The sequence below is a fragment of the Collimonas arenae genome, assembly GCF_000786695.1.
GTDB classification, from domain to species: Bacteria; Pseudomonadota; Gammaproteobacteria; order Burkholderiales; family Burkholderiaceae_D; genus Collimonas; species Collimonas arenae_A.
In genome coordinates, this window is sequence record NZ_CP009962.1 from 1680091 (window position 1) to 1695762 (window position 15672).

Genomic DNA, 15672 nt, shown 5'->3' on the forward strand with positions numbered 1-15672 from the left:
GGTAAAATAGTCCTTTTCGCTTTTCAGAGTGGTTTTATGTCTGTTTTTGTTCGTCGTTCTGTTGTGAGCGCTGTAGCTGCTTGTGGTTTGTTGACTGCATTTCCCAGTTTCGCTGCACCATCTTCACCCATCGCGGCACCTGCCGCCAATACCGTCGTCGTACTGAATTCGCGCGACGCCACAGTTACATTGCTGGACCAGGCAACTTACCAGGAAATCGGTACTTACCCGGTGGGGAAAGAGCCGCATCACCTGATGCCGACGCCGGACAACAAATCGCTGATCGTGGCTGCCGCGACCGGCAATTCGCTATTGTTCCTGGACCCGAAAAGCGGCCAGATCCAGAGCCAGGTGAAAGACATCGTCGATCCTTACCAGATTGGTTTTTCGCCCAACCAGAAGTGGTTTATCTCCAATGGGCTGCGGCTGGATCGTATTGATATCTATGGTTACGACGGCAAGAACCTGAAGCTGGCGAAACGCCTGCCATTACCGTCGATGCCAAGCCACATGGCGTTTACCGCCGACAGTTCGCTGGCGTTCATCAGCCTGCAGGGCAGTGATGAGCTGGCCGCCGTCGACCTGACGACACAAAAAGTCAAATGGATCATGCCGGTCGGCAAGCAGCCGGCAGGTGTCTACATGACGCCGGACAACAAATATTTGCTGGTCGGCGTCATGGGTAGCGACTATGTTGCAGTGATCGACTGGCGTACGCAGAAAATTGTCAAGAAAATCAAGACCGGCGATGGTGCGCACAACTTCCGTCCGCAAGGCGACAATCGCCATATATTCGTTTCCAACCGGGTCGCCGGCACCATTAACATACTCGATCTGAACAGCCTGGAAAGCGTCGGCAGCATCAGCGTTCCGGGCGGTCCGGACTGCATGGAAATCACTGCCGACGGCAAGACCATGTGGGTCACCCAGCGCTGGCTCAAGAAGGTATCGGTGGTGGATCTGGCGACCCGGAAGGTGATCAAGTCGATCCCGGTAGGCCGCTCGCCGCACGGCATCTATTTCAATAACCGGGCTTCGGAACTGTGATGCGTATTTTCCCTTCCGGCAAGCTGGGCTTGGCAGCTGCGTTAGCGCTGGCCGCGCTGATGCCGGCGAGCTTGTCGCTGGCGCAGCCGGCGGCAACTGCGGCACAGTCTTGCAGCGCCGGCACGGTTTACCTGAGTTTCGATACCGGCAGCCAGTCGCAAGCCGAGTACATCGCTCAGACCTTGCGCAAGCATCATATCAAGGCCACTTTTTTCATGGCCAATGAAAAAACCGTGAATGGTGACTACACGCTGGATCCGAGCTGGGCGCCATTCTGGAAATCATTGGTGGCGGATGGCCATGCCTTCGGCAGCCACACCTTCGATCACGTATACGCTAAACGCGATTTGGCCAACGGCAAGATTGAAGTCAAGCCGCAGTTCGGCGCCAATGCCGGCAAACTGCTGGCCTGGACTCCGCAGCAATATTGCGACGAGCTGAACCGTGTCGACCAGCGCTTCCAGACGCTGACCGGCAAGCATATCGATCATTTCTGGCGCACTCCCGGCGGCCACCTGACGCCGCATACGCTGGCGGCAGGGGAGGCCTGCGGCTACAAACATGTGGCCTGGGCCGAGGCTGGTTTTTCCGGCGATGAATTGCCTAGTGATAAATGGCCGAACCAGGTGCTACTGGAGCGCAGCCTGAAAAATCTCAAAGATGGTGATATTGTCATGGCGCATCTGGGTATCTGGTCACGCAAGGATCCGTGGGCGCCGGCAGTGCTGGATCCGTTGATCTCTGGCCTGGAGAAGAAGGGATTTTGCTTCGCCACTCTGCGTGACCATCCTGCATACCAGGGCAAGCTGACCGGGCCGGTCATCCTGAACAAGACAGCAAAGGCGAATAAGGGCTCATGACAGATACCTTGATCAACTGGTTTGCGACTGTCCAGGCCTGGCTGTTTCAGGTCGTGGTACAGCCGTTCATGTTCCATGCAGGCTTCAGCGAATACCTGGAAGATGCGTTCGACGGCACCGAATGGTTCCTGATCGGCGTTTGCGAACTGGTCCTGCTGTTCCTCATCCTGCGCCCGCTGGAAGCTATGATTCCGGTGCATGCGTTCAATGACAAGCGGGCGCGCTGGATTGATTTCATCTATACCGTGCTGTATCGCCTGGGCGCATTCTCGGTACTGGTGTTTTTCCTGATCGATCCTCTGATGGCCAAGATTACCGAGCTGTTGCATCTGGAAGGGATTAACCCGTTCAATCTGGAAAACCTGCTGCCCGGAATTACCGACAAACCGCTGGTTACGTTCCTGGTTTATCTGCTGGTGCTGGATTTCTGTGAGTATTGGTATCACCGCGCGCAACACAGTTTCGGCTGGCTATGGGGCTTGCACAGCTTGCATCACAGCCAGCAAAACATGAACATGTGGAGTGACGACCGCAACCACTTGCTGGACGGCGTCATCCATGACGTGGTCATGGCGCTGGTGGCGCTGGTCATCGGCGTCGAACCTGCGCAATATGTGCTGCTGGTGTCGATCACACGTATGTTGCAAAGTCTCCAGCACGCCAATGTGCGGATTCATTTCGGCCGGCTGGGCGATGCGCTGGTCGTTTCGCCGCGCTTTCACCGCTGGCACCACGCTATCGGCATCGGTCATGAAAGCAACGGCAAGGGCACGCTGGGCGGCCACAATTTCGGCGTCCTGTTCTCGTTCTGGGACATCCTGTTTCGTAGCGCTCATTTCGGCAAGACCTTCGAACATACCGGTATCCGCGACCAGTTGCCGACCGCAACCAGACCGGCGCGCGATTATGGCAGCGGTTTTTGGGCACAGCAGTGGCTGGGTCTGAAGCGCATGGTCGAGTTTTCCAGAAGGAGTAGCCGCTAATGCGCCCGCTACTGGTAGCCTTCGGCCGGGCGCTCTTGTCGCAGCTGCATTACCGCATGCTGATGCTGACTTTCCTGCCGTTCCTGCTGTCGGTGCTGCTGTGGGGTCTAGCCCTGTGGTGGGGACTGCAACCGATGATCGACTGGCTGCAAAAGAATTATTTTGCCGGCAATGACGGCATGGGCCTCGCCAACTACATCCCGGCCTGGCTCGGTCTGGGAGCGCTCAAGACGGTGATCATTCCCTGGCTGGCGCTATGGGCCTTGCTGCCGTTGATGATCCTGACCGCCTTGCTGTTTGTTGGTGCATTTGCGTTGCCGGCGACGGCGCGCCACGTCGGTCGCCGTCATTTTCCAGATCTGGAACTGCGCAAAGGCGGTTCGCTGCTTGGCAGTGTCTGGACCTCGTTGTCGGCCTTTATCATTTTCTGCGTGGTATGGCTGCTGACCTTGCCCTTGTGGTTGATCCCGCCGTTTGCTTTCCTGATTCCGCTGGTGCTGTGGGGCTGGCTGACTTATCGTGTGTTCGCCTATGAAGCGCTGGCTGCCCACGCCGACAAGGAAGAAATGCAGGCTATCTTGAAGATTCACCGTTGGCCTTTGCTGGTGATCGGCGTGATTACCGGCGCACTCGGCGCCGCGCCCACCATCTTGTGGCTGGGCGGTGCGCTCTGGCTGGTGATCTTTCCCTTGCTGGCGGCCGGATCGATCTGGTTGTACGTGCTGGTGTTTGTATTCACCGGCCTCTGGTTTGAGTATTATTGCCTGGCCGCACTGGAGAAATATCGGGCGGCGGCGCAGGCTGCTATGATTATGGCCGGGCGCGATGACGGCCAGGTGATTCATCAGTTGTCCGATACCTCGCAATCCTAAAGGTTTTGTCATTATTTCATTCATCTTCAGCTAAACGGCGATCCCCATGGCAATCGGACTTATCATCATCGGCGACGAAATCCTGTCAGGCAGGCGGGTTGATAAACACTTTCCGAAAATACTGGAAATGCTCACGGTGCGCGGTTTGACGCTGAGCTGGGCAGAATACATAGGCGATGATCCAGCGCGCATTACCGCCACGCTGAAACGGACGCTGGATAGCGACGACATCGTGTTTTGCACCGGCGGCATCGGCGCTACGCCGGATGACCACACCCGCCAGTGTGCAGCCGCCGCGCTTGGCGTGCCGCTGGTACTGCATCCAGAGGCGCGCGAGAAAATCCGTGAGCGGATTGCCGATACCGCACGCGATGCCGGCGTCACGCTCGATTACGATACGCCCGACAACCTGCACCGTTTGAAGATGGGCGAGTTCCCTCAGGGCGCGGATATCATTCCTAATCCTTTTAACAAGATCCCGGGTTTTTCGATTCGCCACAAAGGCGCCGGCGCACATTATTTCGCCCCAGGTTTTCCGGTCATGGCCTGGCCCATGTTTGAATGGGTACTGGATACCTATTACGCTGACCAGTTCCACCAGAATCCGCAGTTGGAACAATCGGTGCTGGTATTCGAAGCCATGGAGTCGACCCTGACACCGCTGATGGAAGCCATCGAAGCGGAGTTTCCCCTGGTGAAAGTATTCAGCCTGCCGCACGTAGGGGAAGCCGGCATCCGTCGTCATATCGATCTTGGCGTCAAAGGCGAACCGGTGCAAAGCGCTGCGGCGTTCAAGAAGATGCTGGCAGGCCTTGACCAGCTAAAGGCAGAATACCGTCCCGCTTAATCTATTCAATCCACCACCACTTATCCCTTTCATCTCAACCATTGCGTTTGCCGCTAGCGACTAGCGGCGATCTGCTTCTATCTGATTGAATTCACATGTTCGGATTTCTCTTCAAACGCGCAGACCGCGCCGCACCCCAGCCTGTAGTCGCTCCTCAGGCCGCTTTGCGTGCGGAAGCCAAGCAGGTTTCTGATCAGGCGCGGCAGCAAGCGCTGCAACAGGCGCAAGCCTTGAACGATGAAGCCGCGGCGGTTGCTTTTATTGTGCAATCGACGTTTGCCGACGCCCGTCTGGCAGCGGCGCAACAGGTGCAGTCGCCAGCGGCTTTGGAGCAGGTTCTGCAGGCTTGCCGCAATACCGACCGGCGCGTTGCCAAATTAATGCAGGCGCGGCTGGATAGCGTACGGCAGCAGCAAGTCATTGCCGGCAAGGCGGCCGCCTGTATTGCGCAGGCGCAGCGTTTGCAGCAAGAGCGGCAGCTGATGCCGAACCAGGTTGCAGAACTGGATCGTAGCTGGGATGGCAAAGACGTGCCGCCGGAGATGCAGCAGCAATTCGTGCAATTGCGGGCCGCGCTGGCGGATCGCCTGACTTCGCAGGCAAGCTTGCAGCACAATGCCATCGGCTTGCTGGGCAGTGTCCGGGCTCTGCATCTGCAAGCTAAAACAGCATTCGACGGCGAGGCGGAAAATCTGTCGGCTTTGGATGCGCTGGAAGCGCAGATGGCGGCGTGCGTCAGCCATGCCGAAGCCTTGACCTTGCCACGTCATCTGGCGACCGATTTTGCGCAGGAAGCGCAAGCTCTGCGCAAACTGCTTGTCGATTTGCAGCAACATCAATCCGCGTTGCAGGCACGCGGTGCATTGCTGGCGAACTGGGAAGCGTCGACCGATGCGCTGGATCCGGCAGCTTTGAAAGGAGCATGGTCAGGGTTGCCAAGATTACCGGCAGCCTTGCTGGATGACGGCTTGGAACAACGTTATCAGGCGCTTCTGAAACAACATACCGTGGTGGTGGTCAAGCAAGCAAAGCCACAAGCTACGGCAACCGTAGCGGAGCCGGGCGACGGTGCGCACATCGCCGAAGCCCTGGATGGTCTCGAAAAAGCGCTGGAAGACGGTTCGTTGCAACTGGCGGTGGATTTCGATAAAACCCTGCGCGCGATTGATTTCAAACAACACAAACCGAGCACGGCCCAACTCAGCCGCCTGACCCAGGCGCGTAGCGAATTGACCCGCCTGCAAGGCTGGGCGCGCTGGGGTGGCAATGTATCCCGTGAAGAATTGATCAAGGCTGCGCTGGAACTGCCGGCGCAAGCATTGGCGCCGGCTGAGCTGGCAAAGAAAATCGGCAGTTTGCGTGCGCGCTGGAAATCCCTGGATGTGAGTTCCGGATCCGCGCCAAAGAACTTATGGGAAGGGTTTGATGCTGCTTGCACCGCTGCCTATGCGCCGGTAGCCGCGCATTTCCAGCAGCAAGCCGAACAGCGTCAGGCGAATCAAGTTAATGCGCGAGCATTGATTGATGAGGTGTTGCAGCATGCGGAAAGCGCGTTGGCCGCAGATACCGCCAGCGGCGTAACGCCAGACTGGAAATTGATTGCGCAGTTTTGCCAGCAAAAGCAGCAGGCGTGGAAAGCACTGGGAGCGATCAACCGCAGCGAGAAAAAATTGCTCGACAGCGCCTTTGCCGCCGCACTGCAAATCTTGCTGGCACCACTGGCAGAACAACAAGCGATTGAAGTCGCCCGCCGCGAAAAGCTGATCACCGAAGCCGCGGAATTGCCGGCCAACCAGCGCGATACCGCTGATCGCGTCAAAGAATTGCAGGCGCGCTGGCAAGAACAAGCCAAAGCCCTGCCTTTGCCGCGCCAGGAAGAGCAGGAGTTATGGCTGCGTTTCCGCGCCGCATGTGACGCCATCTTTGCCCAGCGCAAGGAAGCCGCCTCCAGCGCCGATGCCGAACGTCGCGACAATCTGCGTTTGCGCGAAGAACAATGCGCCGCCCTGGAAGCTGCACTGACACAGCCCGAGGCGGGCCTAGCGAAAATCTTGCAGCAAGCGCAACAGGATTGGACGCGTGGCGGCCAAGTGCCGCGTACTGCCCAGGCGCAAATCGATGCGCGTTTCCAGGCTGCGGTAATGGCGGCGCAGGCAGTACTCGATCAAAGCCGCCGTCAGGCCGCGCTGGCGCAAGCCGATGCACTGCGCGCCAAGCTGGTCCTGTGCCAGAAAGCTGAAGCTAGCATTGTCAGCGGCGAAGCTGGCGGGTTGGGCGCCGAAGACTGGCAAGCACTGCCGGCGCTGGCGCCGGCGTTTGAGAAAGCCCTTGCTGCGCGTTTTGCGCGCGCTGTCCAAAATGCTAGTGGCTACGCTGCAGCACTTGAAGCAGGCCGTCCGCTGTTGGCGCAAGAGTTATTGCGTGCTGAAATCCTGGCTGGCGGCGACAGTCCGGCCGAATTGTCGCGTGAACGCCTGCAGTTACAGGTAGAAGTATTGCAAGCCTCGCTCAAGGCCGGCGCGGCGGCGAAAAATGTCGATCAGCAGTTGTTGCATATCTGCGGCTTGTCGGCACTGATGGATGACGCGTCGCTGCAACGCTTGCTGAAACTGGTTGCTCTGGCCAATTCGTAATTTGTCATGCAGGCGTGGACGACACAAAGCGTCCAGGCAAAAAAATACCCCGGTAATCCGGGGTAAGCAACGATACCAGCTATTGGGTAGCGAGGAGATACAAAGCCGGCGCGCCGTAGCGCACCGGCATTACAAAATTACTTCTTGGCAGTTTTTGCGGCTGTCTTGCTAGCAGCTTGCGACAGTTGGTCGACCGCGTTGTTGACATTGGTTTCCAATGTTTCAACAGCTTGCTTGGTGTTTTTTGCAAACTGCTCGTAACCGGCGTTAGCGCTGCCGATGGCCGATTTGACGAAAGCAACTGCGCCTTCTGCGCCAGGAGGAACCGATTTCGACGCTTGGTCAACGAATTCGATGACTTTACGCTTGGTTTCTGCGACTTGGGCTTCAGCAGCCTTGGTCAGTTCAGCTTGTGTGCTGGAAGCGATGCTGGCGAAATGACGGCCGTAGGCAATTGCCTTTTCAGTGTTCGGCTGGGCCAGGGATGCGCTCAGGGCGAAGAATTCTTGTGGGTCTTTAGCCGCAAACAATTTCTGGGTTGTGGCGTTCGAATCTTCCAGCGATGCCTTGGCAGCAGTCAGGTTGAGGTCGATCAGTTTTTCCACGCCGGCAAATGCTTTGGTAGTGAAATCTGTAAACAGTGCCAGGTTAGCTTCGAAATTGGCTTTGGTAGCGGCTGAAAATTGTTCTGCAACGGTAGACATGGCTTCTCCTAGGGTTCGATACTATAAAAAACGAAATTGGTAGGGCAACTAAGGGTGGCTAACATCTAGCCGTTGACTACGTCGCAGTGCTTTTGAATGTGCATTGTGCGACGCAACAATTTGATTGTAAATTATCCTGAAACGCTGTCAAGTACATTTTTGTGCGTTGCAATATAAATTTTAGATAATTTGATCCAAAGCGCATGAAATCTGCTGTTTAGAGCGGAAATGCATTGTTTTTTTAGTATGCTGCCTGTTACATTTACCAGTGTTAGACTGTTGTTTTTTGGCATCTACCACGTCTCCCTTGAAAGCCTTCTACAGCGATCATTTTGTGTTGCCTCTGCCGGCCGGTCATCGCTTCCCCATGCAGAAATATCGTCTCATCCACGAAGGCGCTTTGGCGACCATAGAGGGCATCGAATTCCACGAAGCGCCAACCACCAGCGACGGTTTGCTGGCGCTGGCGCATCATCCGCGTTATATCGCACAGGTCAGCGACGGTAGCCTGGAGCCGGCGGTGCAGAAGGCTATCGGCTTTCCCTGGACGCCGCAGATGGTGGAGCGTTCCAGGCGTTCGGCCGGCGCTACCATTGCCGCCTGCCGCGCGGCCCTGAATGATCCCGGGCGGATCGCGGTCAATCTGGCGGGCGGCACGCATCACGCCTTTGCCGACCAGGGCGCCGGCTTTTGCGTGTTCAACGACGCGGCGATCGCCGCCAGGCTGATGCAGGCCGAACGGCGGCTGCGGCGAGTCGCCATCGTCGATCTCGATGTTCACCAAGGCAACGGTACCGCCTCGATCCTTGCCAATGACGATTCAATTTTCACTTTGTCGTTGCACGGCGCACACAACTATCCTTTCAGCAAGGAGCAGAGCGATCTCGATGTCGCGCTGGAGGATGGCACCGGCGACGCTGCTTACCTCAGCGCATTGCAGGACGCGATGGCAACCATGCTGGCGCGTTTTACACCGCAGCTGATCATTTTCCTGGCTGGCGCCGATCCGCACGAAGGCGATCGGCTGGGACGCCTCAAGCTTAGCTTCGATGGCTTGGCCCGGCGTGACGCCATGGTGCTCGAGACTGCCGGCCGTCATGCGATACCTGTGGCCATCAGCATGGCTGGCGGTTATGGCAAAAATATACAAGACACGGTAGCGGTACACCTGCAAACTATCGCGCTTGCGGCTACATTTGCAAAACGCTAGGCAACCGGGCATGCCGTTGATGCCTTGCTACCGTCGCTTACCCAACCCGGATAATTCATGTCTACAGCCAGTTCGTCACCGGTGGTGCAACCCGCCCATCCCTTGCTCGCAGCTATGCCGATGGTGTTCGTCGTACTTTGGAGCACCGGCTTTATCGTCGCCAAGTTCGGCTTGCCGTATGCGCCGCCGCTGACGTTTTTGCTGCTGCGCTTTGGCGGCGTGCTGCTGGTGTTGCTGCCTCTGGTGCTGTTGATGCGCGCTCCCTGGCCGCACGGTCGGCTGCTGCATATTGCTTTCGCTGGCATTCTGTTGCAAGGCGGCTATTTGGCCGGTGTCTGGTGCGCCATCAAGCTTGGTATGCCAGCGGGCTTGTCGGCGCTGATTGTCGGCATGCAGCCGATCTTGACGGCTTTTGCCGCACCCTTTGTCGGTGAAACGGTCAGGCCGAGACAGTGGCTGGGGCTGCTGCTGGGTATCTGCGGAGTGGGGCTGGTGGTGGCCGCTAAAATCACCCTGGTCGGCTTGTCCTGGACCAGCATCGGACTATGCCTGATGGCGCTGGTTTCGATGACGGCCGGTACCTTGTATCAGAAACGCTATTGTCCGCATTTCGATCTGCGCACTGGCACCATCATCCAGTTTGCGGCCTCGTTTGTGGTGTTGTTGCCGTTTGCGATTTTTTACGAGCACCTGACGCCGGCGCTGGATGCGGTGCAATGGACCTCGCGCTTTATCGGCGCTTTGCTATGGTCGATATTCGCCTTGTCGATTGGCGCCATCTTTTTACTGTTTGCGTTGATACGCAAAAGCGCGGCAACCCGTGTCACCAGTTTGCTTTATCTGACGCCACCCACCACGGCGCTGATGGCGTGGCTGATGTTTGGCGAAGTCTTCAATCTGATGGGAATCGCCGGCATGGTGGTAGCGATACTGGGTGTGATTTTCGTCATGAAAAAATAGGGCTGCCTAGCGGCCCTAAGCCGGCAGCAACATCACCAGTTTCAGTTCCGGCCGGTTGGCGACCCGCAAATTGACCTGGCGGTAAGCCAGCTGACCCAGGGTCGGATGCGTGAAGCGGCGTTCGCCGCCTTCTTTTTCCACTACGTCGTGCATATTCCAAGCGCGTTGGAAAGCCGTGCTGGCGCTGTTCAGGCGAGCCACCAATTGGGCAATGTCAGGTTCGTCGAGATACATGCCGCAATCGGCGCGAAATTCAGCGGCCAGGCGGCTGGCGCGCTGTTCCCAGTCGCTGATCAGACGCGTCGCTTCGGGTGCGCAGTAGGTGTATTCGAGCAGATTCTTGCTGCCATCCTTTTGATCCAGCCAGCCGACGAACAGGGTCTTGGCGGCGCGGTTCCAGGAAACCGCATTCCAGTGGCGGTCTAGCAAATAGGCCGGCGCCTTGATGTTGCCGGTGACAGCAAGAAATTCCTCCGGGATTTCTTCACTTTGCATATCCTGGGCCTGCGGATCCTTTTTGCCGGACAGTTCAAACAGGTAGGCGCGCTTGGCGCGCGACAAGTGCAAAGCCTCGGCGATCCGGGCCAGCGCCGCCGCCGATACCGAAACGGTGCGCCCTTGTTCAATCCACGTATACCAGGTGACGCTGATGTCGCACAGCTGCGCCACTTCTTCGCGGCGTAAGCCGGGAGTGCGGCGGCGCGTACTGCCGCCCAGCCGCAGCTCGGCTGCCGAGAGTTGGCTGCGCTGGGTTTTAATGAATTCGCCCAGCGCCTTCCGTTTGCCTGCATCGTCCATGGAGTGTGTTTATCCTGTTGTTGAAAGTAATAGTATAAACACTAGACTTGTAACAGGATAAGAAATAATTACACTGGCAGCCTGGACTTTTCTTTGGGACTTCCCCCTGAGATGTTGGCCGCAATTTGTATGAACGCCCGTTACCCCGCTATTACCCATTCTGAGGAGAAGCTGATGACCGTTGCACGCAATCATGACAAGGTAGTTTCCGAGCAATTCGGCAGTACTGCCGCCGCCTATTTGACTAGTACCGTCCATGCCCAAGGCGCAGACCTGCAGCAACTGGCTGAATACGCCAAGCCGTTCCGGCAAGGCAAGGCACTTGATGTCGGCTGCGGCGCCGGACACGCGGCGTTTGCCATCGCGCCGCACATCGGCACCGTGATTGCCTACGATTTATCCGAGGAGATGCTGGCGGTAGTGCAGGACGCCGCCGCCGACCGTGACTTGAAGAACTTGTATGTACAGCAGGGTAGCGCCGATCAGTTGCCGTTTGCCGACGCTACTTTCGATCTGGTCTGCACCCGCTACAGCGCGCATCACTGGAAAAGCCTGCCGCAGGCACTGACCGAGATGTCCCGTGTATTGAAACCGGGCGGCAAATGCATTGTGATCGATACGGCCTCGCCGGAAGATATATTGACCGATACTTATTTCCAGTCGATCGAATTGCTGCGCGACACGTCGCACGTGCGCAATCGCAGTATGTCGGTCTGGCGCCAGTTGCTGGACGAGGCTGGCTTGCGCCGCGTTACCGATCATAGCTGGAAGTTGCCCTTGCAATTCGATACCTGGGTAGCGCGCATGCGTACGCCGCAGGAACGAGTGGTCGCAATCAAGTCTTTGTGGAATAGCGCGCCCTCGGAAGTGCAGGCTTACTTCGATTTACAGAAAGATTATTCATTTTCTATCGACGCCGTACTTCTTGAATGTTACAAATAGGCCGTGAGGTCAGGGCGGCGAGTTGCGGTAAAATCTATGTCGCAAATCGTCGTCCAGACATCGAAAGTTGTTTAATTTAGTGCGCTAACTGCCTAATTCTCTTGCGATTTTTCCGATATTTGCCTACACTGCCACAAAGTTATAGATCGTCGCATATTGGAGCCGCAAATGGGCAAATCCGCGTTAATTGTTTTTTTGTCACTCTTCCTCGTGCTCGCGATTGCGCCCGTCGCTCCTGCTTCTGCCCAAACCAAACAGACTACCGCTAAAAAAACCGCAAAAAAAGCTGCGGCAGCCAAATCTGCATCTGCGTCTTCCCACAAGAAAACTGTCGCTAAAGCCGGCTCCAGAAAACACACCGTGATTGCCGCGCGTGGCCGCAGCAGCAGTGTGGCGTCGCTGAAGAATGAAAAACTGGTGAAGAAAGTGGTGATGGTGCATGGCCGCCGCAAAGTGACGTATCAGCGCGTGGCGTTTGCGCCAGTTGTGCCAGCCTTGCCGCCGGTGTTGTCTGCGGGCGAACAAGCCGGCCTGAACCTGACCCGCGATCCGCTTGAACTGCAATCCAGCGTCGCGCTGGTGCTGGATCAGAATAGTTCGGAAGTTCTGCTGGATAAAAATTCGCAAGTTGCGTTACCGATCGCGTCGCTCACCAAGCTGATGACCAGCATGGTGGTGGTCGAAGCGAAACAGGATATGAACGAAGTATTGACCGTGACCGATGATGACATCGATCGCGAAAAGCACAGTGGCTCACGTTTGCGGATCGGTTCGCAACTGACGCGCGCCGACATGCTGCACATTGCCTTGATGAGTTCCGAGAATCGCGCCGCGTCTGCGCTTGGCCGTAATTATCCAGGCGGCTTGCCGGCCTTTGTGGCCGCCATGAACGCCAAGGCCAAGGCGCTTGGCATGACCGAAGCGCACTATGTCGATTCAACCGGTTTGTCGCACCTGAATGTTGCCAGCGCCCGTGATTTGTCGCGCCTGGTGATTGCGGCCTACCAGCATCCGGTCATTCGCGAATATTCTACCGATTCCAAATATGTGGTCGAGCCGGGTGGGCGGCCGTTGCAGTATTCAACATCCAATCATCTGGTCGACAGCCCTTCGTGGCAGATCGGTTTGCAAAAGACTGGTTTCATCAATGAAGCAGGACGCTGCATGGTCATGCAGGCGACGATTGACGGCCGCCAGATCGTTATGGTGCTGCTGGACGGGCGTGGTAAATACTCGCGCCAGGCAGATGCCGACCGTGTCCGTAAGTGGCTTGCCGCCGATTCGCATCCGCCTGCTTTGACGCGCATCAAGGTTGCCGACGGCCGCAGCGGAGCCTGATAAGATCCGGTCGCAGCCTGGCCGGTGTTGAAATGAAAAAAGAGTTTATTCATCGCTGAATAAACTCTTTTTTTATGTGCAGCTTTTTTCTTGATTCCGCTTGATGCCTTTGCGGGATAACGCTGCGATTACTGATTACTGTTGTGTGGCGTACCCTAGCACTGCGGAAATCTGATTCGCGGTGCTGATTAGATCCTCGACCCATTCTTCCTGCAGGCGGTCGGCCGGCGCCGAGATCGATAAGCCTGCGATCATCTTGCCGGAATCGTCGCGGATGCCTGCCGCCATGCAGCGAACACCCAGCTCCAGTTCTTCATTGTCGCGTGCATAACCGAGCGCTCGCACCAGGCTCAGCTCGCGCTCCAGCTTGCTGAGATCGGTGATGGAGTTCTTGTTGTGTCCGGCCAGCCCGGTACGGGTGGCGTAGGCACGCACCATCTTCGGATCGTCGATGGATAAAAACAGTTTACCGGTTGAGGTCAGATGCAAAGGCGCACGGCCGCCGATGGCGCGCACCACCTGCATCCCTGAACGCTCAGAAAACGCGCGGTCGATATACACGATTTCATCGCTCTGGCGCACTGACAGGTTCACGGTCTGGTTCGTCTTGCGGTGCAGTCCGCGCATGAAGTCGAGTGCGGCTTCACGCACATTGAGGCGGCTCTTAACTACATTGCCCAGTTCCAGCAGACGCATCCCCAGCCGATAGCTGCCAGGCTCCGAGCGATCAACGAAGCGTTTGACAACCAGGTCGTTGAGAATCCGGTGTGCGGTCGATGGGTGCAAGCCGGTCACTGCCGATAGTTCTTTCAGGCTTACTGGATCTGGGTAGAGCGCAAGCGTATCCAGCAGCGAAATCATGCGTTCGATAACCTGGATGGAAATCTTGTCGGCGTCGTCGGGAGTAGCTGTTTTCATTGGAGTAATGGTGCATTGCAATGGAATGTTTATATCATAATGTGAAAAGCTGCGCTGCGCTATTGTCATCGATTAGAGTTCAGCTACGAACGCGCATCAATTGCAGAATGCCGAGAAAACACAGTCAAAACCGCATGCGTGCAGTGCAACAAGACTGGTAAAATGCAAAAGTTAAGATGCACGCCTTCCTGCATTTCCATCAAAGCAAGCCAGCCTTGCCTTCAAGATCCAGTACAGCATGAGCGAAAAAACGCAATCCACGCAATCGTCGCCAGCGCAGGAACCACAACCGCAGCCGATTAGCGAATTCAAGAGCACCAGCGGCTTCAAGAGGATTTTTTCCGCATTCTTCTATTCTGCTGAAGGCTTTCGTTCGGCCTGGAAAAACGAGCATGCGTTCCGCCAGGAGCTGGTCATCGTGATTCCTGGCATCATCGTCGCGTTGCTGTTGCCCGTATCGGCGCTGCAAAAGCTGATGCTGATCGCGGTGCTGGTGTGGATCATCATCATCGAACTGATCAATTCGGCGATCGAAGCCGTGGTGGACCGGGTCTCGCTGGAACGTAATCCTCTCTCCAAGAACGCCAAGGATTTCGGCAGCGCCGCCGTGTTGCTGACCTGCGTGCTTGCTGTCGCTACCTGGGCAGTGATTCTTTATCCCATCCTGATGTAAGCAAACAATCCAATATTGAATATTGCCGGGGAAAATCCTGGCGGCCTGAGCTTGCCCATGTTTGCACGTTTGTGTATATTTATACGTGTTTATGCATGATGTGAGCTGATATGAATACCGCAAACCTGCTTCTCAAGGAGCGCCACGCCCTGATCCAGCAGCGGCTACTGGCCGACGGCCGGGTACTGGCGCTGGATCTGGCGCAGCAACTGAATGTCTCCGAAGATACTATCCGGCGCGACCTGCGCGACCTGGCCGCAGCCGGCTTGTGCAAGCGGGTCTATGGCGGCGCGTTGCCCTTGTCGCCCGCCACCGCGCCTCTGGCTGAACGCCGTACGCAAGGCCCTGCGCGCAAGGCGCGCCTGGCGCGAGCGGCGGTTACGCTGGTGAATGCCGGCGACGTGTTGTTTATTGACGCCGGTTCAACCAACCTGGCGATTGCCGAAGCCTTGCCGCCAGTGCCGCTAACGGTGATCACCAATGCGGCAACCGTCGCGCTGGCCTTATTGGTACAGCCACACATTGAATTGATCATGGTCGGCGGCCGCGTGGATGCGCGCAGCGGCGCCAATTTGGGTGCGGTAGCCTTGCGCGATGCCGAGCGCATGCGGCCGGACATTTTTTTCCTCGGCGCTTGCGGCGTCGATGCTGAGGCAGGGCTCACTTGTTTCAACTACGAAGAAGCAGAGTTCAAGCGCAGCCTGGCTGCCGCGAGCAGGGCGGTGCTGGTGGCAGCTACCAAAGAGAAATTCGGCACTGCCGCGCCGTTTGCGGTGCTGCCGGCAGCCCATCTGACGCATCTGGTGCTGGAACATGACGCCGACCGCACCCAGGCCGCCGGATTCGACCGGCAGGGCGTGCAACTGTTGTACGCAGCTTCCAAATAA

15 protein-coding genes are annotated in these 15672 nt (G+C 57.0%); 12 read left to right on the forward strand and 3 right to left on the reverse strand.

Annotated features, from left to right (window positions below; all coding sequences use genetic code 11):
- Positions 1 to 36 precede the first annotated feature (36 nt).
- The 6 genes from LT85_RS07600 to LT85_RS07625 all read left to right on the forward strand — a co-directional run bounded on the left by LT85_RS07600 (position 37) and on the right by LT85_RS07625 (position 7242).
- Positions 37 to 1047: a beta-propeller fold lactonase family protein gene (locus LT85_RS07600; RefSeq protein ID WP_052134830.1), complete on the forward strand. Its 1011-nt coding sequence runs from the start codon at positions 37 to 39 to the stop codon at positions 1045 to 1047.
- A gap of 59 nt (positions 1048 to 1106) precedes the next feature.
- Positions 1107 to 1907 carry a polysaccharide deacetylase family protein gene (locus LT85_RS07605; protein ID WP_437177293.1) on the forward strand — a complete coding sequence of 267 codons (801 nt, stop codon included), beginning with the start codon at positions 1107 to 1109 and terminating at the stop codon, positions 1905 to 1907.
- Entirely contained in the window at positions 1904 to 2890 is a 987-nt protein-coding gene (locus tag LT85_RS07610; protein ID WP_038487137.1) for a sterol desaturase family protein, read from the forward strand. Before LT85_RS07605 ends, LT85_RS07610 begins: the two co-directional genes overlap by 4 nt.
- Positions 2890 to 3762: an EI24 domain-containing protein gene (locus LT85_RS07615; RefSeq protein WP_038487139.1), complete on the forward strand. Its 873-nt coding sequence runs from the start codon at positions 2890 to 2892 to the stop codon at positions 3760 to 3762. Before LT85_RS07610 ends, LT85_RS07615 begins: the two co-directional genes overlap by 1 nt.
- Before the next feature lie 46 nt (positions 3763 to 3808).
- Entirely contained in the window at positions 3809 to 4609 is an 801-nt protein-coding gene (locus LT85_RS07620; RefSeq protein WP_038487141.1) for a competence/damage-inducible protein A, read from the forward strand.
- A 95-nt stretch (positions 4610 to 4704) separates the two neighbouring features.
- Entirely contained in the window at positions 4705 to 7242 is a 2538-nt protein-coding gene (locus tag LT85_RS07625) for a DUF349 domain-containing protein (protein ID WP_038487144.1), read from the forward strand.
- Between the two features lie 137 nt (positions 7243 to 7379).
- Here LT85_RS07625 and LT85_RS07630 read toward each other — a convergent pair whose 3' ends face one another.
- A complete protein-coding gene (locus LT85_RS07630; protein WP_038487145.1) occupies positions 7380 to 7946 on the reverse strand; it encodes a phasin family protein in 567 nt (188 codons plus the stop codon).
- A 367-nt stretch (positions 7947 to 8313) separates the two neighbouring features.
- Between LT85_RS07630 and LT85_RS07635 the strand changes: the two genes are divergently transcribed.
- Complete coding sequence (locus LT85_RS07635) at positions 8314 to 9156, forward strand: histone deacetylase family protein (protein ID WP_156117651.1); 843 nt, start codon at positions 8314 to 8316, stop codon at positions 9154 to 9156.
- Between the two features lie 57 nt (positions 9157 to 9213).
- Positions 9214 to 10116: a DMT family transporter gene (locus tag LT85_RS07640; RefSeq protein WP_038487149.1), complete on the forward strand. Its 903-nt coding sequence runs from the start codon at positions 9214 to 9216 to the stop codon at positions 10114 to 10116.
- Positions 10117 to 10131: 15 nt separating this feature from the next.
- On the opposite strand, the gene LT85_RS07645 is transcribed toward LT85_RS07640, so the two are convergent.
- A complete protein-coding gene (locus tag LT85_RS07645; protein ID WP_038487151.1) occupies positions 10132 to 10914 on the reverse strand; it encodes a helix-turn-helix transcriptional regulator in 783 nt (260 codons plus the stop codon).
- Between the two features lie 174 nt (positions 10915 to 11088).
- Between LT85_RS07645 and LT85_RS07650 the strand changes: the two genes are divergently transcribed.
- The gene (locus LT85_RS07650) at positions 11089 to 11856 is read left to right on the forward strand and encodes a class I SAM-dependent methyltransferase (protein ID WP_038487153.1); all 768 of its coding nucleotides are present in this window, start codon (positions 11089 to 11091) and stop codon (positions 11854 to 11856) included.
- 168 nt (positions 11857 to 12024) lie between these two features.
- Positions 12025 to 13194: a D-alanyl-D-alanine endopeptidase gene (gene pbpG, locus LT85_RS07655; RefSeq protein WP_038487155.1), complete on the forward strand. Its 1170-nt coding sequence runs from the start codon at positions 12025 to 12027 to the stop codon at positions 13192 to 13194.
- Between the two features lie 135 nt (positions 13195 to 13329).
- Here the strand turns inward: pbpG and LT85_RS07660 are convergent, their stop codons facing one another.
- The gene (locus LT85_RS07660) at positions 13330 to 14112 is read right to left on the reverse strand and encodes an IclR family transcriptional regulator (RefSeq protein ID WP_038487157.1); all 783 of its coding nucleotides are present in this window, start codon (positions 14110 to 14112) and stop codon (positions 13330 to 13332) included.
- A 238-nt stretch (positions 14113 to 14350) separates the two neighbouring features.
- Between LT85_RS07660 and LT85_RS07665 the strand changes: the two genes are divergently transcribed.
- Positions 14351 to 14785, forward strand: a complete 435-nt coding sequence (locus tag LT85_RS07665) for a diacylglycerol kinase (RefSeq protein ID WP_052134833.1) — start codon at positions 14351 to 14353, stop codon at positions 14783 to 14785.
- A 110-nt stretch (positions 14786 to 14895) separates the two neighbouring features.
- Entirely contained in the window at positions 14896 to 15672 is a 777-nt protein-coding gene (locus LT85_RS07670; RefSeq protein WP_038487159.1) for a DeoR/GlpR family DNA-binding transcription regulator, read from the forward strand.